At 44.5% G+C, this 21,328-nt stretch carries 23 protein-coding genes; 5 read left to right on the top strand and 18 right to left on the bottom strand.

The genetic code is table 11. The annotated features are described in order from the left end of the window. Positions 1-280 precede the first annotated feature (280 nt). The 5 genes from B5Z18_RS30505 to B5Z18_RS30485 all read right to left on the bottom strand — a co-directional run bounded on the left by B5Z18_RS30505 (position 281) and on the right by B5Z18_RS30485 (position 6,515). Complete coding sequence (locus tag B5Z18_RS30505) at positions 281-2,758, bottom strand: outer membrane beta-barrel family protein (RefSeq protein WP_079473364.1); 2,478 nt, start codon at positions 2,756-2,758, stop codon at positions 281-283. Positions 2,759-3,122: 364 nt separating this feature from the next. Next, complete coding sequence (locus B5Z18_RS30500; protein WP_079473363.1) at positions 3,123-4,058, bottom strand: DUF2167 domain-containing protein; 936 nt, start codon at positions 4,056-4,058, stop codon at positions 3,123-3,125. 171 nt (positions 4,059-4,229) lie between these two features. Then, complete coding sequence (locus tag B5Z18_RS30495) at positions 4,230-4,661, bottom strand: hemerythrin domain-containing protein (RefSeq protein WP_079473362.1); 432 nt, start codon at positions 4,659-4,661, stop codon at positions 4,230-4,232. A gap of 9 nt (positions 4,662-4,670) precedes the next feature. Further along, positions 4,671-5,972, bottom strand: coding sequence for a prolipoprotein diacylglyceryl transferase family protein (locus tag B5Z18_RS30490; protein ID WP_079473510.1), 1,302 nt, complete (start codon positions 5,970-5,972; stop codon positions 4,671-4,673). Between the two features lie 129 nt (positions 5,973-6,101). Beyond that, positions 6,102-6,515, bottom strand: coding sequence for a BrxA/BrxB family bacilliredoxin (locus tag B5Z18_RS30485; protein WP_079473509.1), 414 nt, complete (start codon positions 6,513-6,515; stop codon positions 6,102-6,104). Between the two features lie 242 nt (positions 6,516-6,757). Between B5Z18_RS30485 and B5Z18_RS30480 the strand changes: the two genes are divergently transcribed. Both B5Z18_RS30480 and B5Z18_RS30475 read left to right on the top strand, forming a co-directional pair. Next, positions 6,758-7,210, top strand: coding sequence for an Hsp20/alpha crystallin family protein (locus B5Z18_RS30480; protein WP_079473508.1), 453 nt, complete (start codon positions 6,758-6,760; stop codon positions 7,208-7,210). A gap of 160 nt (positions 7,211-7,370) precedes the next feature. Then, a complete protein-coding gene (locus tag B5Z18_RS30475) occupies positions 7,371-8,204 on the top strand; it encodes a hypothetical protein (RefSeq protein WP_079473361.1) in 834 nt (277 codons plus the stop codon). 381 nt (positions 8,205-8,585) lie between these two features. Here the strand turns inward: B5Z18_RS30475 and B5Z18_RS30470 are convergent, their stop codons facing one another. Both B5Z18_RS30470 and B5Z18_RS30465 read right to left on the bottom strand, forming a co-directional pair. After that, positions 8,586-9,986, bottom strand: a complete 1,401-nt coding sequence (locus tag B5Z18_RS30470) for a type III PLP-dependent enzyme domain-containing protein (protein WP_079473360.1) — start codon at positions 9,984-9,986, stop codon at positions 8,586-8,588. Between the two features lie 261 nt (positions 9,987-10,247). Continuing rightward, the gene (locus B5Z18_RS30465) at positions 10,248-10,874 is read right to left on the bottom strand and encodes a WbqC family protein (protein WP_079473359.1); all 627 of its coding nucleotides are present in this window, start codon (positions 10,872-10,874) and stop codon (positions 10,248-10,250) included. Between the two features lie 416 nt (positions 10,875-11,290). Here B5Z18_RS30465 and B5Z18_RS30460 point away from each other — a divergent pair, with 416 nt between their 5' ends. After that, positions 11,291-11,746: an LEA/WHy family protein gene (locus B5Z18_RS30460; protein ID WP_079473358.1), complete on the top strand. Its 456-nt coding sequence runs from the start codon at positions 11,291-11,293 to the stop codon at positions 11,744-11,746. 18 nt (positions 11,747-11,764) lie between these two features. Here B5Z18_RS30460 and B5Z18_RS30455 read toward each other — a convergent pair whose 3' ends face one another. The 3 genes from B5Z18_RS30455 to pyrE all read right to left on the bottom strand — a co-directional run bounded on the left by B5Z18_RS30455 (position 11,765) and on the right by pyrE (position 13,495). Continuing rightward, positions 11,765-12,181 (bottom strand): hypothetical protein, encoded by a 417-nt coding sequence (locus B5Z18_RS30455; RefSeq protein ID WP_079473357.1) that lies wholly within the window; start codon positions 12,179-12,181, stop codon positions 11,765-11,767. Between the two features lie 248 nt (positions 12,182-12,429). Then, a complete protein-coding gene (locus tag B5Z18_RS30450; RefSeq protein WP_079473356.1) occupies positions 12,430-12,807 on the bottom strand; it encodes a heavy-metal-associated domain-containing protein in 378 nt (125 codons plus the stop codon). Between the two features lie 52 nt (positions 12,808-12,859). Further along, positions 12,860-13,495, bottom strand: coding sequence for an orotate phosphoribosyltransferase (gene pyrE / locus B5Z18_RS30445; RefSeq protein WP_079473355.1), 636 nt, complete (start codon positions 13,493-13,495; stop codon positions 12,860-12,862). Between the two features lie 135 nt (positions 13,496-13,630). Here pyrE and B5Z18_RS30440 point away from each other — a divergent pair, with 135 nt between their 5' ends. Continuing rightward, a complete protein-coding gene (locus B5Z18_RS30440) occupies positions 13,631-14,251 on the top strand; it encodes an NUDIX hydrolase (RefSeq protein ID WP_079473354.1) in 621 nt (206 codons plus the stop codon). Positions 14,252-14,291: 40 nt separating this feature from the next. On the opposite strand, the gene B5Z18_RS30435 is transcribed toward B5Z18_RS30440, so the two are convergent. From B5Z18_RS30435 to B5Z18_RS30420, 4 genes are read right to left on the bottom strand one after another with little or no spacing between them, the layout of a single operon-like run. After that, a complete protein-coding gene (locus tag B5Z18_RS30435) occupies positions 14,292-14,723 on the bottom strand; it encodes a hotdog fold thioesterase (RefSeq protein ID WP_079473353.1) in 432 nt (143 codons plus the stop codon). Positions 14,724-14,741: 18 nt separating this feature from the next. Further along, entirely contained in the window at positions 14,742-15,218 is a 477-nt protein-coding gene (gene coaD, locus B5Z18_RS30430) for a pantetheine-phosphate adenylyltransferase (RefSeq protein WP_079473352.1), read from the bottom strand. Positions 15,219-15,233: 15 nt separating this feature from the next. Then, a complete protein-coding gene (locus B5Z18_RS30425; RefSeq protein ID WP_079473351.1) occupies positions 15,234-15,791 on the bottom strand; it encodes an RsmD family RNA methyltransferase in 558 nt (185 codons plus the stop codon). Further along, positions 15,782-16,651 (bottom strand): DUF3822 family protein, encoded by an 870-nt coding sequence (locus B5Z18_RS30420; RefSeq protein WP_159454491.1) that lies wholly within the window; start codon positions 16,649-16,651, stop codon positions 15,782-15,784. Before B5Z18_RS30420 ends, B5Z18_RS30425 begins: the two co-directional genes overlap by 10 nt. Positions 16,652-16,791: 140 nt before the next feature. On the opposite strand from B5Z18_RS30420, the gene B5Z18_RS30415 reads away from it, so the two are divergent. Then, positions 16,792-18,123, top strand: coding sequence for an MATE family efflux transporter (locus tag B5Z18_RS30415; RefSeq protein ID WP_079473349.1), 1,332 nt, complete (start codon positions 16,792-16,794; stop codon positions 18,121-18,123). Positions 18,124-18,131: 8 nt separating this feature from the next. Here the strand turns inward: B5Z18_RS30415 and B5Z18_RS30410 are convergent, their stop codons facing one another. From B5Z18_RS30410 to B5Z18_RS30395, 4 genes are all read right to left on the bottom strand, one after another. Then, complete coding sequence (locus tag B5Z18_RS30410) at positions 18,132-18,887, bottom strand: tetratricopeptide repeat protein (RefSeq protein ID WP_079473348.1); 756 nt, start codon at positions 18,885-18,887, stop codon at positions 18,132-18,134. Between the two features lie 89 nt (positions 18,888-18,976). Then, positions 18,977-19,327, bottom strand: a complete 351-nt coding sequence (gene folB / locus B5Z18_RS30405; protein ID WP_079473347.1) for a dihydroneopterin aldolase — start codon at positions 19,325-19,327, stop codon at positions 18,977-18,979. A gap of 78 nt (positions 19,328-19,405) precedes the next feature. After that, positions 19,406-20,356, bottom strand: coding sequence for a thioredoxin-disulfide reductase (gene trxB / locus B5Z18_RS30400; RefSeq protein WP_079473346.1), 951 nt, complete (start codon positions 20,354-20,356; stop codon positions 19,406-19,408). A 20-nt stretch (positions 20,357-20,376) separates the two neighbouring features. Then, positions 20,377-21,246 (bottom strand): DUF4249 domain-containing protein, encoded by an 870-nt coding sequence (locus B5Z18_RS30395; RefSeq protein ID WP_159454490.1) that lies wholly within the window; start codon positions 21,244-21,246, stop codon positions 20,377-20,379. Positions 21,247-21,328 lie beyond the last annotated feature (82 nt).

The following is a 21,328-nucleotide window of genomic DNA, read 5'->3' as shown; positions in this document are numbered from 1 at the left end:
ATTTCCGGTTTAGTGAGACTTTATCCGTTTAATTAACAGCAAAAATTTGTTATCTTATTAATTATTAATTATTTATATAGAATGGATGAAAGTAATGCCCGGCAAAAAATTTCTTCAAAATTATTTCTAAACCCCCTCTCTCCAATATCAAATTATACCAAACCGCCGTTTCCTGTGATGAAACCACTTGTTAAAGTGGTAAGGAAAACGCAGCCCGGTAAAGGGCCACGTTTTTCCATCCTTATATACCTAAAAAACCATCTTCCCCAACAGGCCCGGCTTAGTTACCGCCCTGTTTTACACGATTTTGTTCCGCTTCCAGTCCGGTTTGACGGCTACGTGCTGCTTTTACATTAGTGTTTCCGAAGCGATAATTAAAGGTCAACCGGAACTGCCGTGCATCCCACTTGCTGGCAACAGAAGTATATCTGCCGGCATTATCAAAGTCGCCACGGAAATAATTGGTTTTAAACACATCCGTTACATTGAGTTTCACAGATCCCTTTCCTTTCAATACTTTCTGCGAAACACCCAGATCCAGGGAGGACATAGATTTCATTTTGAACAGGCCATTCTCTGTTACCTGCGGAGATACATAGAAGAATACTACCTCTGCAGACAAGTCCTTGCTCAGTGTGAATGTTTGCTGGGTGCGTCCAAAGAACCCGGCGGATGACAGTTTCACCTGGTTATCGTTTACCACGGTTTCAAACATTGCGTAAGACACCGACATCGTGGTAAGGCTCATCCACCATTTGGTAATTGGCATCGGTACGGTTACGTTCAGGTTAAAGTTGTCGGCCTTAGCCACGTTCAGGTATTTGTACCGCAGAATGGACGTATCACCGGTAGACTTATCCACATCAGATTCCAGTATCTGGGTCATCATATCTTTTGTATGGGAATATCCTACGGAGGTGATCAGGAAATCCTTAAAAGTATGTGTGATCTCAAAGTTGTTGGAATACTGTGGCTTCAGGTTTGGATTACCAGATTCCTTTGTATACCTGTCCAGGTAAAATTCAAACGGATTCAGATCTTCATAGCTCGGACGCTGGATGCGGCGGCTGTAAGTCAGTCCCAGCGTGTTGTCTTTATTCAGTTTATACGTCAGCGCCATGCTGGGGAACAGGTTGAAGTAAGTAGAATCGTTCTTCACTTCTATCTCCTGCTGATTCTTCGTGGATACCGATGTACCGGTGATGTGCGTTTGTTCTCCACGTAATCCCAGCTGTACATTTACTTTTTTGAATTGCTTGTTGAAGTTGATATATGCCGCATTCACATTTTCCTTATAAATAAAGTGGTTGGAACGGTTTTCATCCAGCACCCAGTTGCCCATTCTCAGGGAATCAAAGCGCGCATCGTTATCTGTTTTCACAAAGCTCACCTTAACGCCGGCTTCAAATTTTGCCTGGTTTTTCAGCGGGTGTATGTAATCAATTTTTGCAGTTTTAATGTCGATGCTGGAAGGCTGATTGTTACGGGAAGTATCGCTGCCCAGGAAACCTTTTTCAGCGCCATCGCGGGACATTGCGTATATAGTAGCATGTTGCGCATCTTTATTTTTTGCGTAATCCAGGTCAATATTCAGTTCCTTGCCAGTGGTATCCAGGATACCGCGGTAGTTTAAATTGAAGGCATTCCTGTTCCAGTTTTTAGCATCGTTGGTGTTGGTTTTCAGGATAGAATCCACCCTGTTGCCATTGCCTATACGGGTGGTGGCAAAGCTGGGAACGTTACGGTCGCCACCGGATAAATCCGCCATTACACCAATCGTATGTCCTTTACTGATAAAATAGTCCGCTCCTATTTTACCGGCTTTGTAATTGGATTTTGTATGCATATTGTTTACCTGGTCGTATACGCTGAGCTGGTTCTTTTCTGAGATAGAGCGGTAAATGCCCAGGTCCTGCTGTTGTTCGCGGTGGCTGTAATTACCGGAACCATATATATTGAACTTTTCGTTGCGGTGGTTCAGGTTCAGCGCACCGTTCCAGCGGGGCCAGAAACCATAGCCGGCGCCCACAGTTACATTACCATTGGTACCGTAGCTGGTGTTCTTCTTCAGTTTAAGGTTAATGATTCCCGCGTTGCCGGCTGCATCATACTTGGCGGAAGGATTAGCTATCAGCTCAATCTGATCAACATTGGTGGCTGGCATGCTTTTCAGCAGCTCGGCAACATCCTGGGAACTCATATTGGTTGGTTTGCCATCTATCATGATCTGTACGCCGCTCTTGCCTTTCATGGAAATGTTACCGTCTTTATCTACTGTTACGGTAGGCGATTTTTCCAGTACTTCCATAGCAGAACCGCCGGATGCGGTGATGCTGCTTTCCACATTCACCACCATTTTATCAGCTTTCTGTTCCACAAAGGGTTTGCGGGCGGTTACGTCTACTCCTTTTAAGGTTTTGGAAGCGGCTTCCAGTGTTACAGCCGGCACTTTTATGGAGCTGGCGGCTACTTCAAAAGCGGGGCTGTAACGTTTGGTCATACCAACTGAAACCGCAGCAACCAGGTATTTACCCTGCTTTACCTGCTCAAATTCATATTTACCGTCTATATCTGCGATGGCTCCCTTTACTAAAGAGGAGTCTTTTGCTTTTAATAAGGTTACAGTAGCAAACTCTACAGGTTTGTTGCCAGACTGTGTTATTTGTCCGGCTACTTTTGGGGCATTCTGCGCAAATGAGGTCAAAGCAGTAACTAACATGCTCATTGTTAATGTTATAGCTTTAAAACTTGCTTTCATATAAGGGTGATTTAGAGTTTAAATTGTTGTCGATTAGATTTTTAGTTCCTTAGCTTGTATACTACAGTAGTTAAACCACTACATTAGATTAACTACTACGATGTAAAAGTAGGTATTATGTATTACACAGTACATAGCATTACACAAACGGTTTATAAGCAGTGATGAATGGTAAAAAGCTATGGAACGATTAAAAAGACGACTGGGGGAAAGGAATGTTGCACAGGGATAGACGCTATTTAAAATAGCGGTGTTAATGGAGGATGACCGGTATTATATAAGGACGGAGGCGGGTATTTACAAACAGGTCTTTTCAGTGTTAGTGATATTTTTTCAGGGAGATGGAAAACGGCGCCGGCCCTTATTAATTCAGGCGCTCATCCACTTTGATGATTTTCCGGTAACCGGACCTCCGGCGGTGGTGATAATAGTTCATACCATAAACAAACAATGCCATACACAACATTACCAGCAGCATGGAAAGGGTGCTTCTTACTCCAAGTAACAGGTTATCAATCGATAGCATTCTGCTGGCCACGGATTCGGTGGCAGGTATCCAACGGGAAGACTGATCAGTACGGGGATTATAGTCGGCATAACCGTTTCCCGGCGCGAAACGCGCCGCAGTAGCTACAATGGCTAATTGTTGCTTCATCTGCTCCAGCTCCGTTACCTTACCAATAGCCGTAAAACAGAGTACCCCCCTTCTTCCTAATAATCTTAATTCATAATTCAGCATGGATGGCTCGTTCTTACCAAAATGTAAAATGCGGGCCCAGTGTAAGGAGTGATTGTCTTTATTATAATAAGGAGCAAAGGCCCAGTCCATACCGGAAATCTGGCCGGTTCCTTTACCGCTGCGTAACAGGTTATCGTTTTTCAGCTCTTCTTTCATCTCCGCCAGCAACTTCGTGTAATCAATTTTGCGGATCTCTGATTCTTCCATATAACCCGAAGGCTCAAAAGAAATCACGAAACCGTGGAAATCTTTATCCATCGGTCCTACCCGGGCGGGCAACAATACACCGAGCGTATTCGGATTTTCCGGGTTGCCCCACAAACGCTCCACCAGCACACGGCTCTGCGCAGCATCGAGCAGGCGGTAACCTTCCGGTACATTTAATATAGTACCCTGACCTAACTCTTGTTCACCTGCTTTATAATAAAAAGAAGCAGCCACTATTTCAGACGAATCCAGCTTATCATACCGGCTAAGACTGTCCTCCCTGGATAGGCCCAGGGTTTTGAGGCTGACAGTGAAGCAACTAAACACAACTAAGCTGTAAAAAAACGTACGCATAACTCAAATTGAATAGCCCCAGGTAAATTTACCAGCCTAACAAACAAGGATAAATCGCTATAAGATATACAGATAATTATTGAGACAATATTACAGATACATAATGCTGCTATAACTCCGGTGAAAAATTAGTGCTTAAATTAAAAACCGGCAATAACACGTTAAATACATTTATGGGTTTTCCAGTTTGAGGTGATCGAGGATATCCGGAAGCTCCAGTTGCAGCAGTTCAAAAAACTCCCGCTCTTCCTTGCGGATATGCGCTTCCAGGCTGCATGCCAGCACATCCATCGCCGCATCCATATCGTTGCTGTCTGTGAGGGTACTATACATACGGGAAATAATCAGGTGTTCTTCCTGCAGCTCCCGGATCATGGCATCAATCGCTTTGTTTTTTCCGGCACACTTCTCAAAAAGATATTCTTCCTTTTGAATATGCGGAACCATCAGCTCCTGGAATACTTTTATGATATACTCAAATCTTGCCTGTGTTTCCAGTGGGAAGCCCTCGTATGGTGCAGCATCTTTTTTCAGGTAGCGGCATACAAATAAAAGGCGCTTGTGCTCGTGCGACAAGGGCACTAATGAAGAGTGACGTTGCATATACTATAATCAGGAAAGCTTATTTGCAGCAGTATTATTTTTACGATAGATGCCAATCAGTATAATACCACCAATTACCAGGAGCGTGGAAATGATTTCTGCCTGGGTGGGATGAAAGCCAAAAATATCATACCTCGTATCTACCCTGATCTTCTCTATAAAGAATCTTTCCACACCATTTAATATCAGGTAGATACCAAAAATTACGCCCGGAATCTTTATTCTTTTGCGGATAGCCCAGAGAACGCCGAACAAAGCCAGGCAAACGATAATTTCATATAACGGTGTAGGATATACGGCAATAGGTAATACTTTACAATAGGGACCATCACAACCGGCAATCTGTACGCCTTCTTTAATAACGTTATGCGGGTAGCCATAGGCAAACAGCCAATCTGGTAAAAAGCCCAGTGCAGCCGGTTTTTCAAACGCTGCATGCGGGATCTTCTCTACGGTAGCGTATTGTTGCTGAAAGAACCCTGCGTTTTTCTGAACCATGTCCTGGAATACAGCAGGCGCCATTTTCACGGTGTGGCCGGTATTGGTATCCACCGCATAAGCGCTGTTGTAAATGCCCCAGTCGCCATCCCCGGAAAAATGACAACCCATTCTTCCGATAGCGTAAGCCAGCATCAGCGCAGGCGCGGCGCTGTCGATCAACGCACGGATATTGAACTGTTTTTTACGCGCATAACTGATGATCACGATAGCTGCTACAATCAGCCCGCCGTAAAAGGTAAGTCCGCTGAAAGACAATAAAGCCCCGATGGGGTCCTGTACAAAGTCGTTCCAGTTTTCAAGATTGTGAAATATTTTAGCGCCGAGCAATCCGGCAATAGCTGCCATCACAATGATATCCGGCACGCGGTGGTGTGGCATTACCAGCACCGTTTCTTCTTTAGGTTTAGGGAGCGCCTGTTTCTTTTTGGTGTAATATTTATATCCGGCCATCGCTGCAGCTACCAGGATACCGGCAAAAAAACTGCCCTGTCCTGAAAACACAAACGACTGTAAATCCTGCGAAGCGGTGTCCCACTGAAAAAAGATCCCGAGGATTTTGTATCCTATAATAAACCCTACCACGGCGTTTCCTATCAGTTCTCCCTGGGAAGCCGGCAGCCCTGTTACTACTTTTTCAGGCACACCTTTCAGCAACCCAAGTGCTTCATAGCGTTTCAATTCACGCGTTAAAATATAGGCGCCGGCCAGAAAGGCTATTGCCACAAAAAAGCCAAACGTCTGGAAAATCTTTAAAAACGGAATCTCTAAGCCAAGCAGATCTCTGAACGCGTAATATAAATTAGGATACATAGCCGAAAAAAAATTGGTGATCTGAATCTTCCTATGAACAAAGCCGAATTTAATCAAAAGGAAAATCAAACCACCAAAGTACGATGCAATTTCGAATTTCTAAATTGGAATTTAGAAAATTTGAAATATTTAGCAATGCTGCTCAAAAGCGTCAGCCAGGTTCGCAGCAATCATTTGCGCAGAACGGCCTTCGATCATGTGGCGCTCAATAAAATGCACCAATTCACCATTTTTAAACAGTGCTATCGCCGGAGAAGAAGGAGGATAAGGCATCAGATGCGAACGGATCTGTCTTACTGCTTCGCCATCAAAACCTGCAAAGCTGGTAGTCAGCCTGTCTGGTTTCTTTTCGCTGTGTGCTACCGCCAGCAATACACCCGGACGGGCAGTACCTGCAGAGCAACCACATACAGAATTGATTACTACCAGGGTAGTTCCTTCTTTCTGCAATGTGTTATCAACGCTTTCAGGTGTCAGTAATTCTTCAAATCCGTTATCTGTTAATTCCGCCTTCATAGGCATTACTAGTTCCGCTGGATACATATAATAAGAGTTTTTTCTGTTTATATTTTTTACAAAGTTAGTTATATGTACCCAGAAAGTAAAAAAATGGATATAGATATAGACTTTTTGACACAAAACATACAATCAAAGTGACACTATGTCATAATCTGTAACCTTTTTACTAACAAAATAGCAGTTTTTATGGCATGGTATCCCATTTGATCTGTACCAGCTATCAAACAATAAAAATTGATTTCACACTAAAAAAATTTATAGCAACTATGACACACATTAAATTTAACCACAGCCCGCTTCCCAAATCATTTGGTGGATTAGTAGAAGATATTCTCAATGGAGGATTGAATAAGTATGTAAAAGATGATTTTCTGACCAACGATTACTTTACCACCCATCCTCCGGTAAACATCGTGGAAACACCCGAAGCTTTCTTACTCGACGTAGTAGCTCCAGGCTTTTCTAAAGAAGATTTCAAGATCAGTGCAGATGATAAAGCAATTACCATCAGCGCAGAAAAGAAAGCAGAAACAAAGAATGAAGGTGACAAACAGGTACGCCGTGAATTCAGCTTCAAATCTTTCAAACGCTCCTTCACTATCAGCGAACTGGTAGATGCAGGCAAGATCAACGCGAAATACGATAATGGAGTCCTGAAAGTAACCCTGGGTAAAAAGGAAAACAAACAGGATGCCCCTAAAGAAATAGTAGTGGAATAAGGGAAGCAGGGCTTCCTGTAAAAAGGAGGCCCGCTGTGTAACAGGAGGGTTTAAAAAAGGGATGCCTGCAAAGGCGTCCCTTTTTTTGTGTATAATTCACACGAACGTTGAATCTGCCGTTGTTTATTATACGATAATTTGCCTCCCTAAGCACGCACTCATGGCAAAGCTCTTCCCGAAAAGCTGGTTACTCATAAAAAGCATTTACCTGAACACTGAAAAAACAGTGATAGGCAACCTGCTTCTTCATACAGAAAATACATACGAACAGGCGAAAATCAAACTGATCTTTGATTATGCCTTCTTCTATATTATGCTGCTCCTGAGCTTCCTTTTTGTAAATATGCTCAGCCAGAACGCGGTGAATATGATCATCATTCCCATGATCATCCTCGATCTGGTCGTTTGCCTTTTACTGCTGAAGAAAGGCATAAGTGCCAGAACGGTTGGCTTGTTTGCTTCCTTTTCCACCCTGATCCTTCCAATCCTTTCCTCCTTACTGAACAACCAGGACCTCGGCCCCAAATACGTACTCATATGGGTAATGAGCATCCTGGTCTGCTATATTACCGTGAACCTGTCCACCGCCCTCATCTGGAGCCTGATCCTCTGCGCCTATCTCATAGCCGTTGCCTGGATCAAGATCAATAATGTGGTCATATTCGTTACTCCGGGTTATTCATCTGCTTTCCAATACCTGGCTAATCCGTTTACAGTAGGCATGTACCTGCTGTTCTTTATCAGGGCGCTGGGTCAATACTATCGTAACCTTATTTCTATGGAACAAATGAGAACTGCCGAAAAACAAAAACAACATCTATCATTGATCAATCAACACCTGACCAAGCAGTTTTTACTGGTAAAAGGATTTTCGGCCTCCGGGAAGACAGCTATTTTGAAAGGAGAAACCGAGTTGCTGGAAAGCTGTTTCATCGAAATTGAAAAACACTGCGGCTCCGCTATTGACTACCTCAATGATTCTCAGGCGAAATAGTACCTACACATCTGTGTTATAAAAGAATGCCGGCATATTGATACTATTCCAGCTATACTAATATGTAAATATTACCATTTGCTGCGTTTCCCGACATTATGATAATAAATTCATCATTCTTCATCAAATCGGGTTAAAAACAGATTAGAAAAAATTACAACTTTTAGGTCTTACTGATACCTGCCTATAACGCTATCTTTGTAAGATCAAATATTCATCTCCTATTTTCCTTATGCCGGATGAATATCATCTAACCTATGCCATGATAGGGCTTTCAGTAAAATGAAAGCCTTTTTTTATCAAACTGAGAGAAAAAAAAATGAAAAAAATAAGCCCCCCGAATAATCGGGGGGCTTTCAGTAGGATTACTAACCCATTTTTTTAATAACCCAAAATCTTCAGCATGCTCTGGGCGGTTTGCTCCTTGGCATATAACCAATCTTTCAACTGCCCGTTCTTGTCGTATCCCACAATCACATGTTTGGGTGAAGGAATAAGACAGTGTTTGATGCCTCCGTATCCGCTCAGCTGGTCCTGGTAGGCCCCTGTATGGAAAAATCCGATGTACAGCGGCTCTCCGGATGCCTGTTGCTTTGGCAGGAATACAGCGTTAATATGTTCTTCAGATGTATAAAAATCGTAGCCGTCACAGGTAAGTCCACCGAGATGTACCTCCTGGTATTCCTGGTCCCATTTATTAATAGGCAACATCAGGAACTTCTCTCCAATACCCCACGTATCAGGTAAGGTAGTAATGAAAGAACTATCGATCATGTACCAGGACTCCCTGTCATTCTGCATTTTCTCACCTATCACACTATAGATCACCGCGCCGCTTTCGCCTACGGTAAAGGAACCAAACTCTGTGTAAATATTCGGTACAGGTACCTTATTCTTTTTACACATGCTCTTAATGTTGGCCACAATTTCGTTTACGATATAGTTGTAATCATAATCGAAGCCCAAAGAGTGCTTGATCGGGAATCCGCCTCCAATATTGATGCTGTCCAGTTCAGGGCAGATCTTCTTCAGCTGGCAATAGAGATTTATTACGCGGTTAAACTGGCTCCAGTAATAAATATCATCCTTAATCCCTTTATTCATGAAGAAGTGCAGCATTTTCAGCTCAAACTTCTCATTACCCTTTATTTTATCTACATAATATTCAAGGATGTCGCGCGGAGGAATACCCAGCCTGGAGGTATAAAAGTCGAAACTTGGCTCCTCTTCTGCAGCTACCCTCAATCCCAGCTTCACCTTATCCTTACTCCTGATGTTCCGCTTATAATCTTCCAGCTCTTCCTTGTTATCCAGGATCGGCAGCACATTTTTAAATCCGCTGTTGATCAGTCGCGCTATTGCCCTGGTATAAGCTTTGGTTTTAAAACCATTACAAATAACATAGGTTTCCTTATTTATCTTCTTACGCTCATATAATTTATTGACGATATCAATATCATAAGCAAAAGAAGTTTCAATATGTACCCCATGCTTCAAGGTTTCCTCCATAATAAAGGAGAAATGCGAACTTTTGGTACAGTAGCAGTAAAAATACTCACCGTCGTACCTGTTCTTCTTAATGGCGTCATGGAACATTTTCTTCGCCTTGTTAATCTGCATCCCGATTTTAGGCAGGAAGGTCAGTTTAAAGGGTGTTCCATATTTGTCTATCAATGCCTTTATATCCAAACCATTAAATTCCAGGTAGTTATCTTTTACTTCAAAGCCCTCCTGGGGAAATTCAAAGGTCTGTTTTACCAGGTCTGTGTAGGTGTTGTTCATTTAGTACTGCAAATGAATTTTAGGAATTAGTAATAGAAAAAAATAACAGGATAACAATCCTTTTTTCCCTCACTGGGAAACTCCTGGTTTACACACCTACGTCAGTTCGAACCCCAGCAAAATAGGTTGCAAATCTAAAGATTTTGTTGATTGCCACCTTAATTTTTTTCGGGAGGTATTCATGGAAAAAGCACAATTACCCGGGCAAATATACAAACAATTACAGGCCAACAAGTTAAATAATATTATTCACTATTTTATTTAGCCCTTTTTCAGTACTTCCAGGGACTGTTTTCCTTCGCAGAAAAGCAGGTCCAGGATACTGAGCCCGGGTATGAAGCCGGTACGCTCCTGGAACACCTGTGTATAGCCGGGCTCGCCTGCCGTAACCGGTCCCGGCAGTATGCTTTCCCGGGCATCCGTTACACCGGACACTTCCTTTTCATAACTTTCGGTATAGATAATTGGCACCTCAATGCCGAGCTTGCTATTCATCCATTCGAAACATGCCAGGTTCCAATCCATTAAAAATTGAAAGGGGGTTTCAAACAAACCCTGCAGATCTGCCTCGTAATATTCAAACCACGGAGACCGCCTGTAAGCAGACACCAGCGTTTTCCAATGCAAGCCCTGCCATTTCTCCTCATTACTGATCCTTACATCCTTCATCACCGTCCGCTGATTCTTTCCTCTTGCCAAAGGCACACTTAAAATCATCCGGCCATTTGGTCCGGCAACGTAACAACGGTTCCTGTAACTGAGCTTTTGATAGTGCTCATATTTCTCAATCTTTAATATGTCGTGCTTTACTAAAGTCTTATATGAATCAATTGGTGGAAAATATTGAGATTCAATCAATAATACCTTCCCTTTTGCATTCTCTGTCATAATGTCAAAATTTTAGGCGCAGGTGTTGGAATTCCGTTAGTTTCACCTGACAATCACTTATACATAAATACTTAACAATTAACTTTAAGTAGATGATAAACAATTCATAGAATTATTAATCATATGCTAAATAAATTAGCATACACCACTTTCAGCAAATGATCACCGAAATGCAAAAATACTAAAGAAATTAGTGGCTTTTTTGTTCAATTTTAGCGAACTCAGGAAGGATCACGAAGATAGCATATTTCTTTAAACCAAAGCTTTATTTATATGTGTTTTATGCATTAATTATTTAAGCGGTCTCCCCCGTTTTTAAAATTGGGTCCGTTAAAAGTTTCCCAATTCCCCGCCGATTTTTTGATAACTAAAAGCTTTGCAGTAGGTTTACAAAAATTAAAATACCTGGTCAACTGATGAAAGTGTTCCGATTATTAGCCGCTGTTTTTCTTATCTGGGGAGTAGCAAGCTCCTGCGAAAAAAACAAGGATATTCAGTTTGTGAGAGTAGCCGGTATCAGTATGGATGAGCTGGGCATGTCCAAAAGTATTGTACGGATGACTCTGGCATATTATAATCCGAACAACTATCGACTTCAGTTAAAAGATGCCAATTTCGACCTGTTTTTTGATGACACCCAGGTAGGTCACTCCCTCCAGGATACCACCATTTCCATCCCGGCAAGGGATACTTTTTACTTCCCCGTAAAACTGGAAGTAAACATGGCCAACGTATTCAAAAATGCATTAAGCGCTTTCGCCAATAAAGAAGTAACCATCAAAGCCACTGGAAATTGTAAAGTAGGTAAGGCTGGTATTTTTCTTCCTTTCCCGATAAAATGCGAAACCAAACAAGCCCTGAATTTCTTCTAATCCGGCCGGCCCGGTTTATTAGCCGCGTTTCAATAAGGCAATAATTTCCAGAATATGCCCGCTTTCGTCCGTACTCCTGAGCGGAGACAGCCGTAAGCCTTTTCTTAATCCGTTCAGATCCTCCAACAGGTTTCCCGTTAATAAATGATGTTGCGAAGCTATCCAATAAGCCAGCGCCGTTTTAAGCGCCGAAGCCTTTACCCGGAAAGTATGCGGACTGTAACGCCCCGGATGCACATGGATATAATTAGCCTTATCTCCTGCCAACCGCAATATCCACACGGAAGTATCGGATAAAACCACGGTGGCATAACCATCACTTTTCGCCAGTAATACCTCATATGCTTCTCTCGTATCTACCCCGGCCCGTTTTAACTGCGTCCTTATTTCATCAAAAATAGCCTCCATCGCCAGCGGACCTGCATACATATCCATCTGCGAGCCTCCCAGCGAAAGCAGGCGCGTATTTATTTCGGCAGGATCTGATTGGGAAAGTGTTTGCTGAAGTGCGGAAAGATGATGCTTCAGCGGATTAAACAGTATCGGAATAACGGAATGCTTTAGGGAGTGAGCTTTTCAGGTAAGGCGGGTACAGCCGGCACCTGCTTCCGGCTACGTCAGAAAACAGTTCAGCCTTTAGTAACCCGGCAAACCACCGGACGCCAAAGGCTGAAACAGGCTGATTAATGCTTTTTCTTCGGATCCATACCGCCACCATCTTCCGGCTTCTTGCAGCAGGTAGGTAATTTGGCGTAAGATTCCGGGTTGGCAGTTACATTATCCGCATCATACCCTGCATTGGCAATACCCGTTTTGATATTCTCAATGTTGGTACGGTCGGTATAGTACTTCACCGTGGTAATATGCTTCTTGAAATCCACTTTCACGGACTGTACGCCCTCTTCGTGCGACATATACCGCTCAATACGGTTTTTGCACGACTCACACTGCACAGTAGGTGTGCTGATCTTCGCTGTTTCCACAGCCTTCTGCTTTTGCTGCGCTATTGCCACGCCTACGCCGGCAAACAGGAACAACACTACTAATTTTAGGATACGCATAGTTGTAATATTAATACCCGAATATACAAAAAAAGTGATATACAATTTTCAGCTACCTGCCCCACTGATCCGGCGCGGTTCTCCATGCCTGCAGCGTAGCTATTTCGTCGGCAGATACAATACCTTTTTCCTCTGCAAGCGCAATCATCGCGGAATAGTTGCTCAGCGAATAAAATGGTACACCGGCTGCTTCAAAAGCTTTTACCGCCACATCAAAACCATAGTTGAATATTGACACCATGCCGATCACTTCCCCGCCAGCTGCACGAATGGCCTGCACCGCTTCCAGGCTGCTTTTACCTGTAGAAATCAGGTCTTCAATTACCACCACAGGCTGACCGGGTTGCAATACCCCTTCAATCTGGTTACCCATACCATGCTCTTTCGGCTTGGACCTTACATAAATAAACGGCAGCTTCAGCTGATCCGCTATCAGCGCTCCGTGTGGAATACCTGCGGTAGCCACCCCTGCAATCACGGCTGCATCAGGGAAGGTTTCAAACACCAGGTTGCACAACTCTGATTTAATATAGTCGCGCACATAAGGGAAAGATAAGATCTTCCTGTTATCGCAATAGATCGGTGATTTCCAGCCGGAAGCCCATGTAAAAGGCTGTGCAGGGCTTAACTTCACGGCCTGCACCTGCAGTAACTTTTCTGCAACTTGTTTTTCGCTTACTTTATTCATACAACCGCCAAAAGTACTATCATTTTATTCAATTTACGAATTACAATAAACGAATTTACAGAGAGCGCCGGCAATACGTTTCCATCTCCCTAAATTCTCAATTCGTAATTCATAATTCATAATTACATTTGCGGCATGCAAGCAAATATTACGATCTATCTCAACGAGCGCCCACTCCTGCTGAGTGCCGATACCACTACCATCCCGGCCCACTTTAACGGCGCCAAAGTATACGATAACCCGGATACCAAAAAGATGGAAAATGTATTGCAGAAACTGGAAGATGGGAAAAAAAACGCGGCAGTGTTTATTGCACCGGATGTAAAACAACTTTTTAAGAAAGTATCGCTGCATTTTACTACCCTTGTAGCTGCCGGTGGACTGATTACCAATCCCGCCGGTGAAGTGCTCATGATGTTCCGCCGCGGCAAATGGGACCTGCCAAAAGGGAAACGGGATCCGGGAGAAGACCTCGAAACCTGCGCCTTACGGGAAGTAGCGGAAGAAACCGGCCTGCACAACGTTTCGCTGGAACACAAAATCACAGAAACGTTTCACTACTATCCCATGAAAAATAAAAAAGTATTAAAACATACCTACTGGTACCGGATGTTGTTCACCGGAACAGAACTAACAGTGCCGCAAATAGAAGAAGATATCCAGGACCTGCAATGGATCAAACCGGAAAACGTGGATAAATACCTGAAATATTCCTACGAAAATATCAGGGAAGTTTTCAGGGCTGCAGACATGTAACATTACTTAGTTCCGCTTCACAGCGGAACTAAGCATTCCTTTATCGTTTAGCCAGTATGGCTACGGTAAGCCGGCTTACACATACCAGCTTATGGTGATCATCGGTAATGCGGATGTCCCACACATGACTGGTGCTTCCGATATGCAATGGCCGCGCACACGCATGCACATAGCCTTCTTTCACCCCCCTTATATGGTTAGCATTGATTTCCATCCCTACACAGATCTGCTTCTCAGGATCTATGATCAGTCCGGATGCCATACTGCCCACCGTTTCCGCCAGCGCCGCAGATGCGCCGCCATGCAGTAACCCATAGGGTTGTATAGTCCTGTGATCTACCGGCATCATCATTTTAAGATAGTCCGGACCAATTTCCGTAAACTCCATGCCCAAACAGGTAGCCATAGTGGAGCCTCCCATTTCATTCAAATCGTCCAGTGAAATCTTAGTATTGTGCCAGATCGTTTTCATATTATCTGCTTTATAAAATTATTTCTTCGTGCGTTTGATGCCTTCCAGCACTGCCGCCGGCAGGAAAGGCGACACATCTCCTCCATATTTATAAATATCCCTCACCAGGGTTGATGCAATACTGGAATACTGTGGAACAGTGGTTAAAAAGATGGTTTCAATGCCCGGCGCCACCGTACGGTTCACATCTGCAATGGCCTTTTCATATTCAAAATCGCTCACGTAACGGATCCCCCGCAAAATAAAACGGGCGTCTAACTGCTTGCAGAAATCAATGGTCAGTCCTGAGTAAGAAGCCACTTCTACCCGCGGATCATCTTTATAGATCTCCCTGATCCAGCTCATCCGCTCTTCCAGTGCAAACATAGGGGTTTTACTGCTGTTAACCCCGATGCCAATCACAAGGCGGTCAAACAGATCAAGCCCACGGTTAATTACATCCGTATGTCCCAGCGTAATTGGGTCAAATGTACCCGGGAATAAACAAGTCCTCATAAGGGTGCGATTGATTTATAAACGTTTTAATTCCTCCCGGTTAATAAATATGGAGAACACGGTTGCGCCATAGTTCCTTTCAGAACGGTAGTAAGAATAATCCTGGAACTTCTTATGCTGCGTATGTTCCACCACCAGCCAGCCTTCCGGGTTCAGCAACTCTTTTTCAAATACCAGTACCGGTAGCTGATCCAGTGTTTCCATCATATATGGCGGATCGGCAAAAATGAAGTCAAATTTCTCCGTGCATTGCTGGAGGTATTTGAAAACATCCATTTTTACCGTTTTCAGGTTTTCAATGCCCAGCGACAAAGCAGTTTTACTGATAAAAGCAGCCATTGCCGGGTCTTTCTCCACAACAGTCATGTCGGTTGCGCCCCTGGAAGCCAGCTCAAAGCTGATACTGCCGGTGCCGCCAAAAATATCAAGTGTTTTTAAAGATGGAATATCCAGGTTGTTTTCAATGATATTAAACAACCCTCCTTTTGCAATATCTGTAGTAGGCCGGGTATGCGGCATTTTTGCAGGCGGTTGTATCTTTCGTCCCCCACTCGTTCCTCCGATTATACGCATAGCGCTAACGCATATAAGTTATGAAAATAATAGCCCGGTATTTCCTGCATTTTTGTAATGTAGCTGAAACCCGGGATTCGTTGTATCCATTCCAGATGTGGTATAAATTTGTACATCTCCTGATATACACCAGCGTCTGTAGCCACTACTCCTCCCAGCTTTACCTTCACCAGCTGCTCATTCAGCTCCAGCTGACGAAGCAGGTTTACCAGGGTATACACCACATCCAGCCCGGTCTGGTAATCGCCTTCCTGTTGAATCAGGAGCTTGCCACCGGCATAAATGGTCATTGTAAACCTGTGCTGGTCCACTTCCACAAAAGCCACTCCATCCTTTGCCTGGAAATCCAGGTCCATCGGGTAGGATTGCAGCAGGGCCGAATTGGCATGTATCACCAGGTCCGTGGAAAATTCCTTGCGTAAAAAACCAAGCAGGTCTTTATCCACGCTGTAAACATTCACCATCGGCAGGGACGGCAGTAAATCCGACAGGATCGCTTCCTGTATTTTCTCCGGCGCCCCCAGGTGCAGAAAATCTTTCTTCAGAGCGGGTGTATAGTACGTATGCGGTACCAGCACACCTCCGCCGGTGTTAAAAGCCAGCAATATAGATTTAAAGGCAGTAAACAACAGTTTGTCGGTGTCAAATACCTGTTCTATCATCTCCAGATCGGCCAGGGCCAGCTTCCGGGGGGTAAAATGATAGGACTTCAACGCCAGGAATTTCTTCGCAACCGGATCAAACACTACATAGCTGAATGTTCCGCTTCCTACCAGTACCAGTAAATTACAGGCAGTGAGATCAGTTTCCAGCAGGGTTTCATCGTCTACTGTAAATGCAGGATGGATGTTATAAGCCACGGGCATATTTAACCTTTCAAATGAATTACAATAATACTCTTTTTAGTTAATTGGTGAGGGCGTTTTGTTGTTTTATATAAGGGAGATGATCAGCAGATAGCTATATCTTTGTCCCTATACCCACAATCAGCTAAAGATTCATGCAACTGGAAGTCACCACCCGGCAAATTATCAAAATAGCAGGACCTATATGCCTGGCGCTCATCATTCCGCAGATCAATCACATTACCAACACTGCCTTCGTAGGGCGACTGGGTGAATTTGAACTGGCTGCCAACGGGATCGCCGGGATCTATTACCTGGTGATGTACATGATAGCCTACGGCCTGAACAACGGCATGCAGGTACTCATCGCCCGCAGGGCCGGCCAGCAGCAGTTCTCCGGCATCGGGCAGCTGTTTTCCAATGGCATACAGGTAGGGCTTTTTTTCTCCGGGCTCGCCATTTTGCTTACCCTGCTGGCAGCGCCCTGGTTCTTTTCCAAAAGCCTGCACGATAACCACATCATTGCTGCAGCCGTTTCGTTTATCCGTATCCGTATATGGGGACTTCCTTTTCTCATGATGCTGAATATGGCCAATGCCTTTTATATCGGCAGCGGACATTCCAAAGTACTGGCAGTTACCTCCCTCTTCCAGGAAATGATGAACATCTTCTTTGACTACACACTCATCTTTGGTAAACTGGGTTTCCCGGCTATGGGACTCAACGGCGCCGCCACGGCCTCCGTGATTGCCGAGGTTACCGGTTGCGGGGTCGCTTTCAGCATCCTGTTTCTGAAGCGTTATCACCTGCAATACAGCCTGTTCAGCTATCTGCGGCTCAACTGGAGCATTGTCCGCAACATCCTCAATGTATCCGCACCACTGATTGTACAGTTCCTGTTCAGCATCGGCGGGTGGTTTGTATTCTTTATTTTCATTGAGCACCTGGGCGAACGGCCACTCGCCGTATCCAATATGCTCCGCAGCATTTTTGGCTTCTTTGGTATTTTCACCTGGGCGCTGGCTGCCGCCTGTAATACAATGGTGAGCAATATCATCGGGCAGGGACGGCCCGAACAGGTTTTTCCCATCATCCGGAAAATTGTGGGGCTCAGCGCAGGATGCGCCATTGCCATGTGTGTGGTGGTTAACCTCTTCCCCTATACGTTATTGCACATCTACACCAACAGTGCCGATCTGATTACGATGGCCATCCCCTCTATCCGGGTCATAACGCTGAGCACCATCCTGATGGCGATAGCAGCGGTGGTGATGAGTGGCGTGGTGGGTACCGGCAATACGCGAATTAACCTGGTAACGGAAATTATCGCCGTTATCGGCTACCTGGTGTATTGCGATATTGTGATTGAAAGAATGCGCAGTGAGCTGCACTGGGCGTGGGGAGCAGATTTTATCTACTGGATCATTATTTTCGGAATAAGTTACTGGTACCTGCGCAGCGGCAGGTGGAAAGGGAAAGAAATATAGCTTCTTCTTTATTGCAGATCATCCAGCATTTTCTTACAATCCGCTTTGATGCTGGCGTCATCCTGGGTGATGCTGCGAAGCGTCAGCGCTTTCTTTAATACTTCTATAGCCTTTTCCTGCTGATCGTCTGCTTTGTAGGCACGGGCCAGTTCGTAGTAGTTGAGGATAAAAGCAGGATCCAGCTGCCGGCACTTTTCATAGTTGCTGATAGCATTGGCCAGCGAACCATCCGGTAAACCGCCAAAGAGCATTTTTGCCGCGCCTCTTTCAAAGGCATTCAGGTTGGCCACTTCGTAGTTCCATTTACCTAAAACATGATAGCCCTGCGCCAGGGAGGGGTTGAACTTGATAGACAGTTCTGCATATTTCTTCACTTCTTTGGAAGCGGCTACTTTATCTTTTGCACCGGAAATCAGCGCCATGCGGCCCATTGCAATAGCCATCGACAAATTGGATTCCGGGCTGTTCGGATTTACTTTAAGCGCTTGCTCCGCATAGCTTTTAGCGAGATTGAAATAACTGATCTTATCATCTTTGCTTTTCTGCCGGTTGCCGATGCGGGAACATAATTGGCTGGCCTGGTTCAATGCGTCCAGTTCGGAAGGCTGTATTTTGAGGATTTCCTTATCTTTTTCAAATGCTTCGCTTTCTTTCATCTGTTTCTCCAGCTGCCTGGCTTCTGCTACCATTTCACTGGCACTCTGGGCCTGTACATACAGTACCGCTGATAATAAAAAGCAAACTGCCATGATCCGTTTCAACATAGGACAGGTTTTTACAGCGTAAGAATTTGTTGATTAACTTATAGCTATAAATTTACGGAAACATCATACATATCCCAAAAAATAGTGCCTTAGTAGTCCTTCTCCAAAGAAACAAGTGAGTTGCGGACAGTAGCGCCCATAGGCGGATTCATTTTGCGGAGGGTCACAGTACTGTGCTGGATACCGGGATACCGTTGCTTGAGTGCATCGGTTAATTCATACACCACTTCTTCCAGTAAAGGGCGCGGAACGGCCATCACGGCCTTTGCTATTTCATAGATGCCCTGGTAGTTAACCGTTTCAGACAAATCATCTACGGGCACGGTACCGGGTATACGAACTGCCACATCCAGTACAAAGTGATTACCGATGATGGTTTCTTCCGGGTATAAGCCGTGGTAAGCGTAGAAGGTAGCCTGTTCGAGGGCGATAGTAAGCATAAAAGGAAATTACGGATAACAAATAATGGATTTACAGGAATGATTTCCCTGTAAATCCATTACTCATTACCTTGTTTATTATTGGTGGTGTTCTTTTGCTGATAAGTATCTTTCTGCATCCAGTGCGGCCATACATCCGCTGCCGGCGGCAGTTACCGCCTGACGGTAAATTTTATCCTGTACGTCGCCGCAGGCAAACACTCCTTCCACGCTGGTACGGCTGGTGCCTGGTTCTGTAACAATATATTCCTGGTCGTCCAGTGTCAGGTAGTCTTTAAAGATACCGGAGTTAGGCTGGTGACCAATCGCTACGAAGAACGCGCTTACAGGTATTTCTTTCTTTTCGCCTGTTTTGTTATTGAGGATACGCAGTGCTTCTACTTTTTTATCTCCCAGTACTTCATCTGTTTCAGAATTCCAGTATACAATGATATTGGAAGTTTTCAGCACACGGTCCTGCATCACTTTAGAAGCACGCATTTCATGGCGGCGCACCAGCATATGCACGGTGCTGCACATTTTAGAGAGATAAAGCGCTTCTTCAGCAGCGGTATCACCGGCGCCTACGATAGCCACTTCTTTACCACGGAAGAAGAATCCGTCGCAAACAGCGCAGGCACTTACGCCGCTACCATTTAAACGTTGCTCGGAAGGAAGTCCCAGCCATTTGGCAGAGGCGCCGGTAGCGATAATGATCGCATCGGCAGTAATTTCCTTCTCTTCGTCGATAGTTACTTTATAAGGTTGTTTACTGAAATCCACGGAAGTAGCCATACCATAACGGATGTCGGCCCCCATGCGGGCAGCCTGTTTTTCAAAATCCACCATCATTTCCGGACCCTGAATGCCTTCCGGGTAACCGGGATAGTTTTCAACTTCAGTGGTGATGGTTAATTGTCCGCCGGGCTGAATGCCCTGGTATAGTACTGGTTTAAGATTGGCTCTTGCAGCATAAATAGCAGCGGTATAACCGGCGGGGCCGGAACCGATGATCAATAAATGCACATGCTCTTGTTGCTTGTTTTCCATTTTGTTTGCTGTATGTATAATTACCTGCTAATAATAATTGTTTTATAGGTTACTGTATAGCCGCCCCAGTAGCCTAATGCGCCGGGTACATTCCCGAGTATTTTTGTGGGCGATGAAAATGGATTGCCATTACTGTTGTAGGCAAAATCCAGTGTTCGCCAGAAATCCCAGGTTGCTTTGTCAATATTACAAAACTTCAGGGTAACGGTATCCCCTGGTTCAAAGAACTCATCGGGCCTGTCATCCGGGTTCAGATTTTTATTCACGCCGGCGTCCACAGGAATTTCAAATGTTGTGCCGTTCACCAGCTGGTCATCTACCACAGAATTCAGTCCGGGTAAGTATGGCTCACTGTTGCGCTTTGTAAAATACCTTCCATAGTTGCCAAATGCGGGAGCATCCGTGATCTTCACCCATAAGCGGGCTTTCGTGGAGTCATCAACTGTTACTAATGTCCACCAGATGGAGTCCAGTTGCATTCCGCGCGGCGGTATAGTTGTCACAGATTCATATGCCTTATTGTCAGCGTTGATGCGTAAGGTATAGGTGCCCGGCACTTTTCCGGTGAAGTTGTTCGCCGGCTGGGTGAGGTCTGGCAGATATACAAAGAACTTCATGTTGCCGGTATCTATCACCCGTTCCTTTAGTGTCATGGTTTTGCTGCCATCAGAAACGGTGACGGTGGCGTTGTGAACGAAGGCATTCGTTAATACTGCCGGATCTATCTGTGAAAAATAGTTAAGGCTGTGTGTGAGAATTACCAGCGGATAGGACCCATTTTCAAATCTGCCTTCCACTACCAGTTGTGGTTCCTGTTGTGGCAGGTTAACACTTACATCTTTCTCGCAGGCGGCAAAGAGCAGTGTAACCAGGATTAAGAAAAGCGGCATACGCATGAGTGCAAAAATAAGGGGTGTTTACTAAATAAGAACACCGGCCATGTATTTACAAGGCCGGTGTTCTTATAGAATA

The sequence above is a fragment of the Chitinophaga ginsengisegetis genome (assembly GCF_900168065.1).
Classification (GTDB): Bacteria; Bacteroidota; Bacteroidia; order Chitinophagales; family Chitinophagaceae; genus Chitinophaga; species Chitinophaga ginsengisegetis.
The sequence above is the reverse complement of the archived record's forward strand: the minus strand, read 5'-3'. Positions and strand labels throughout refer to the sequence as shown.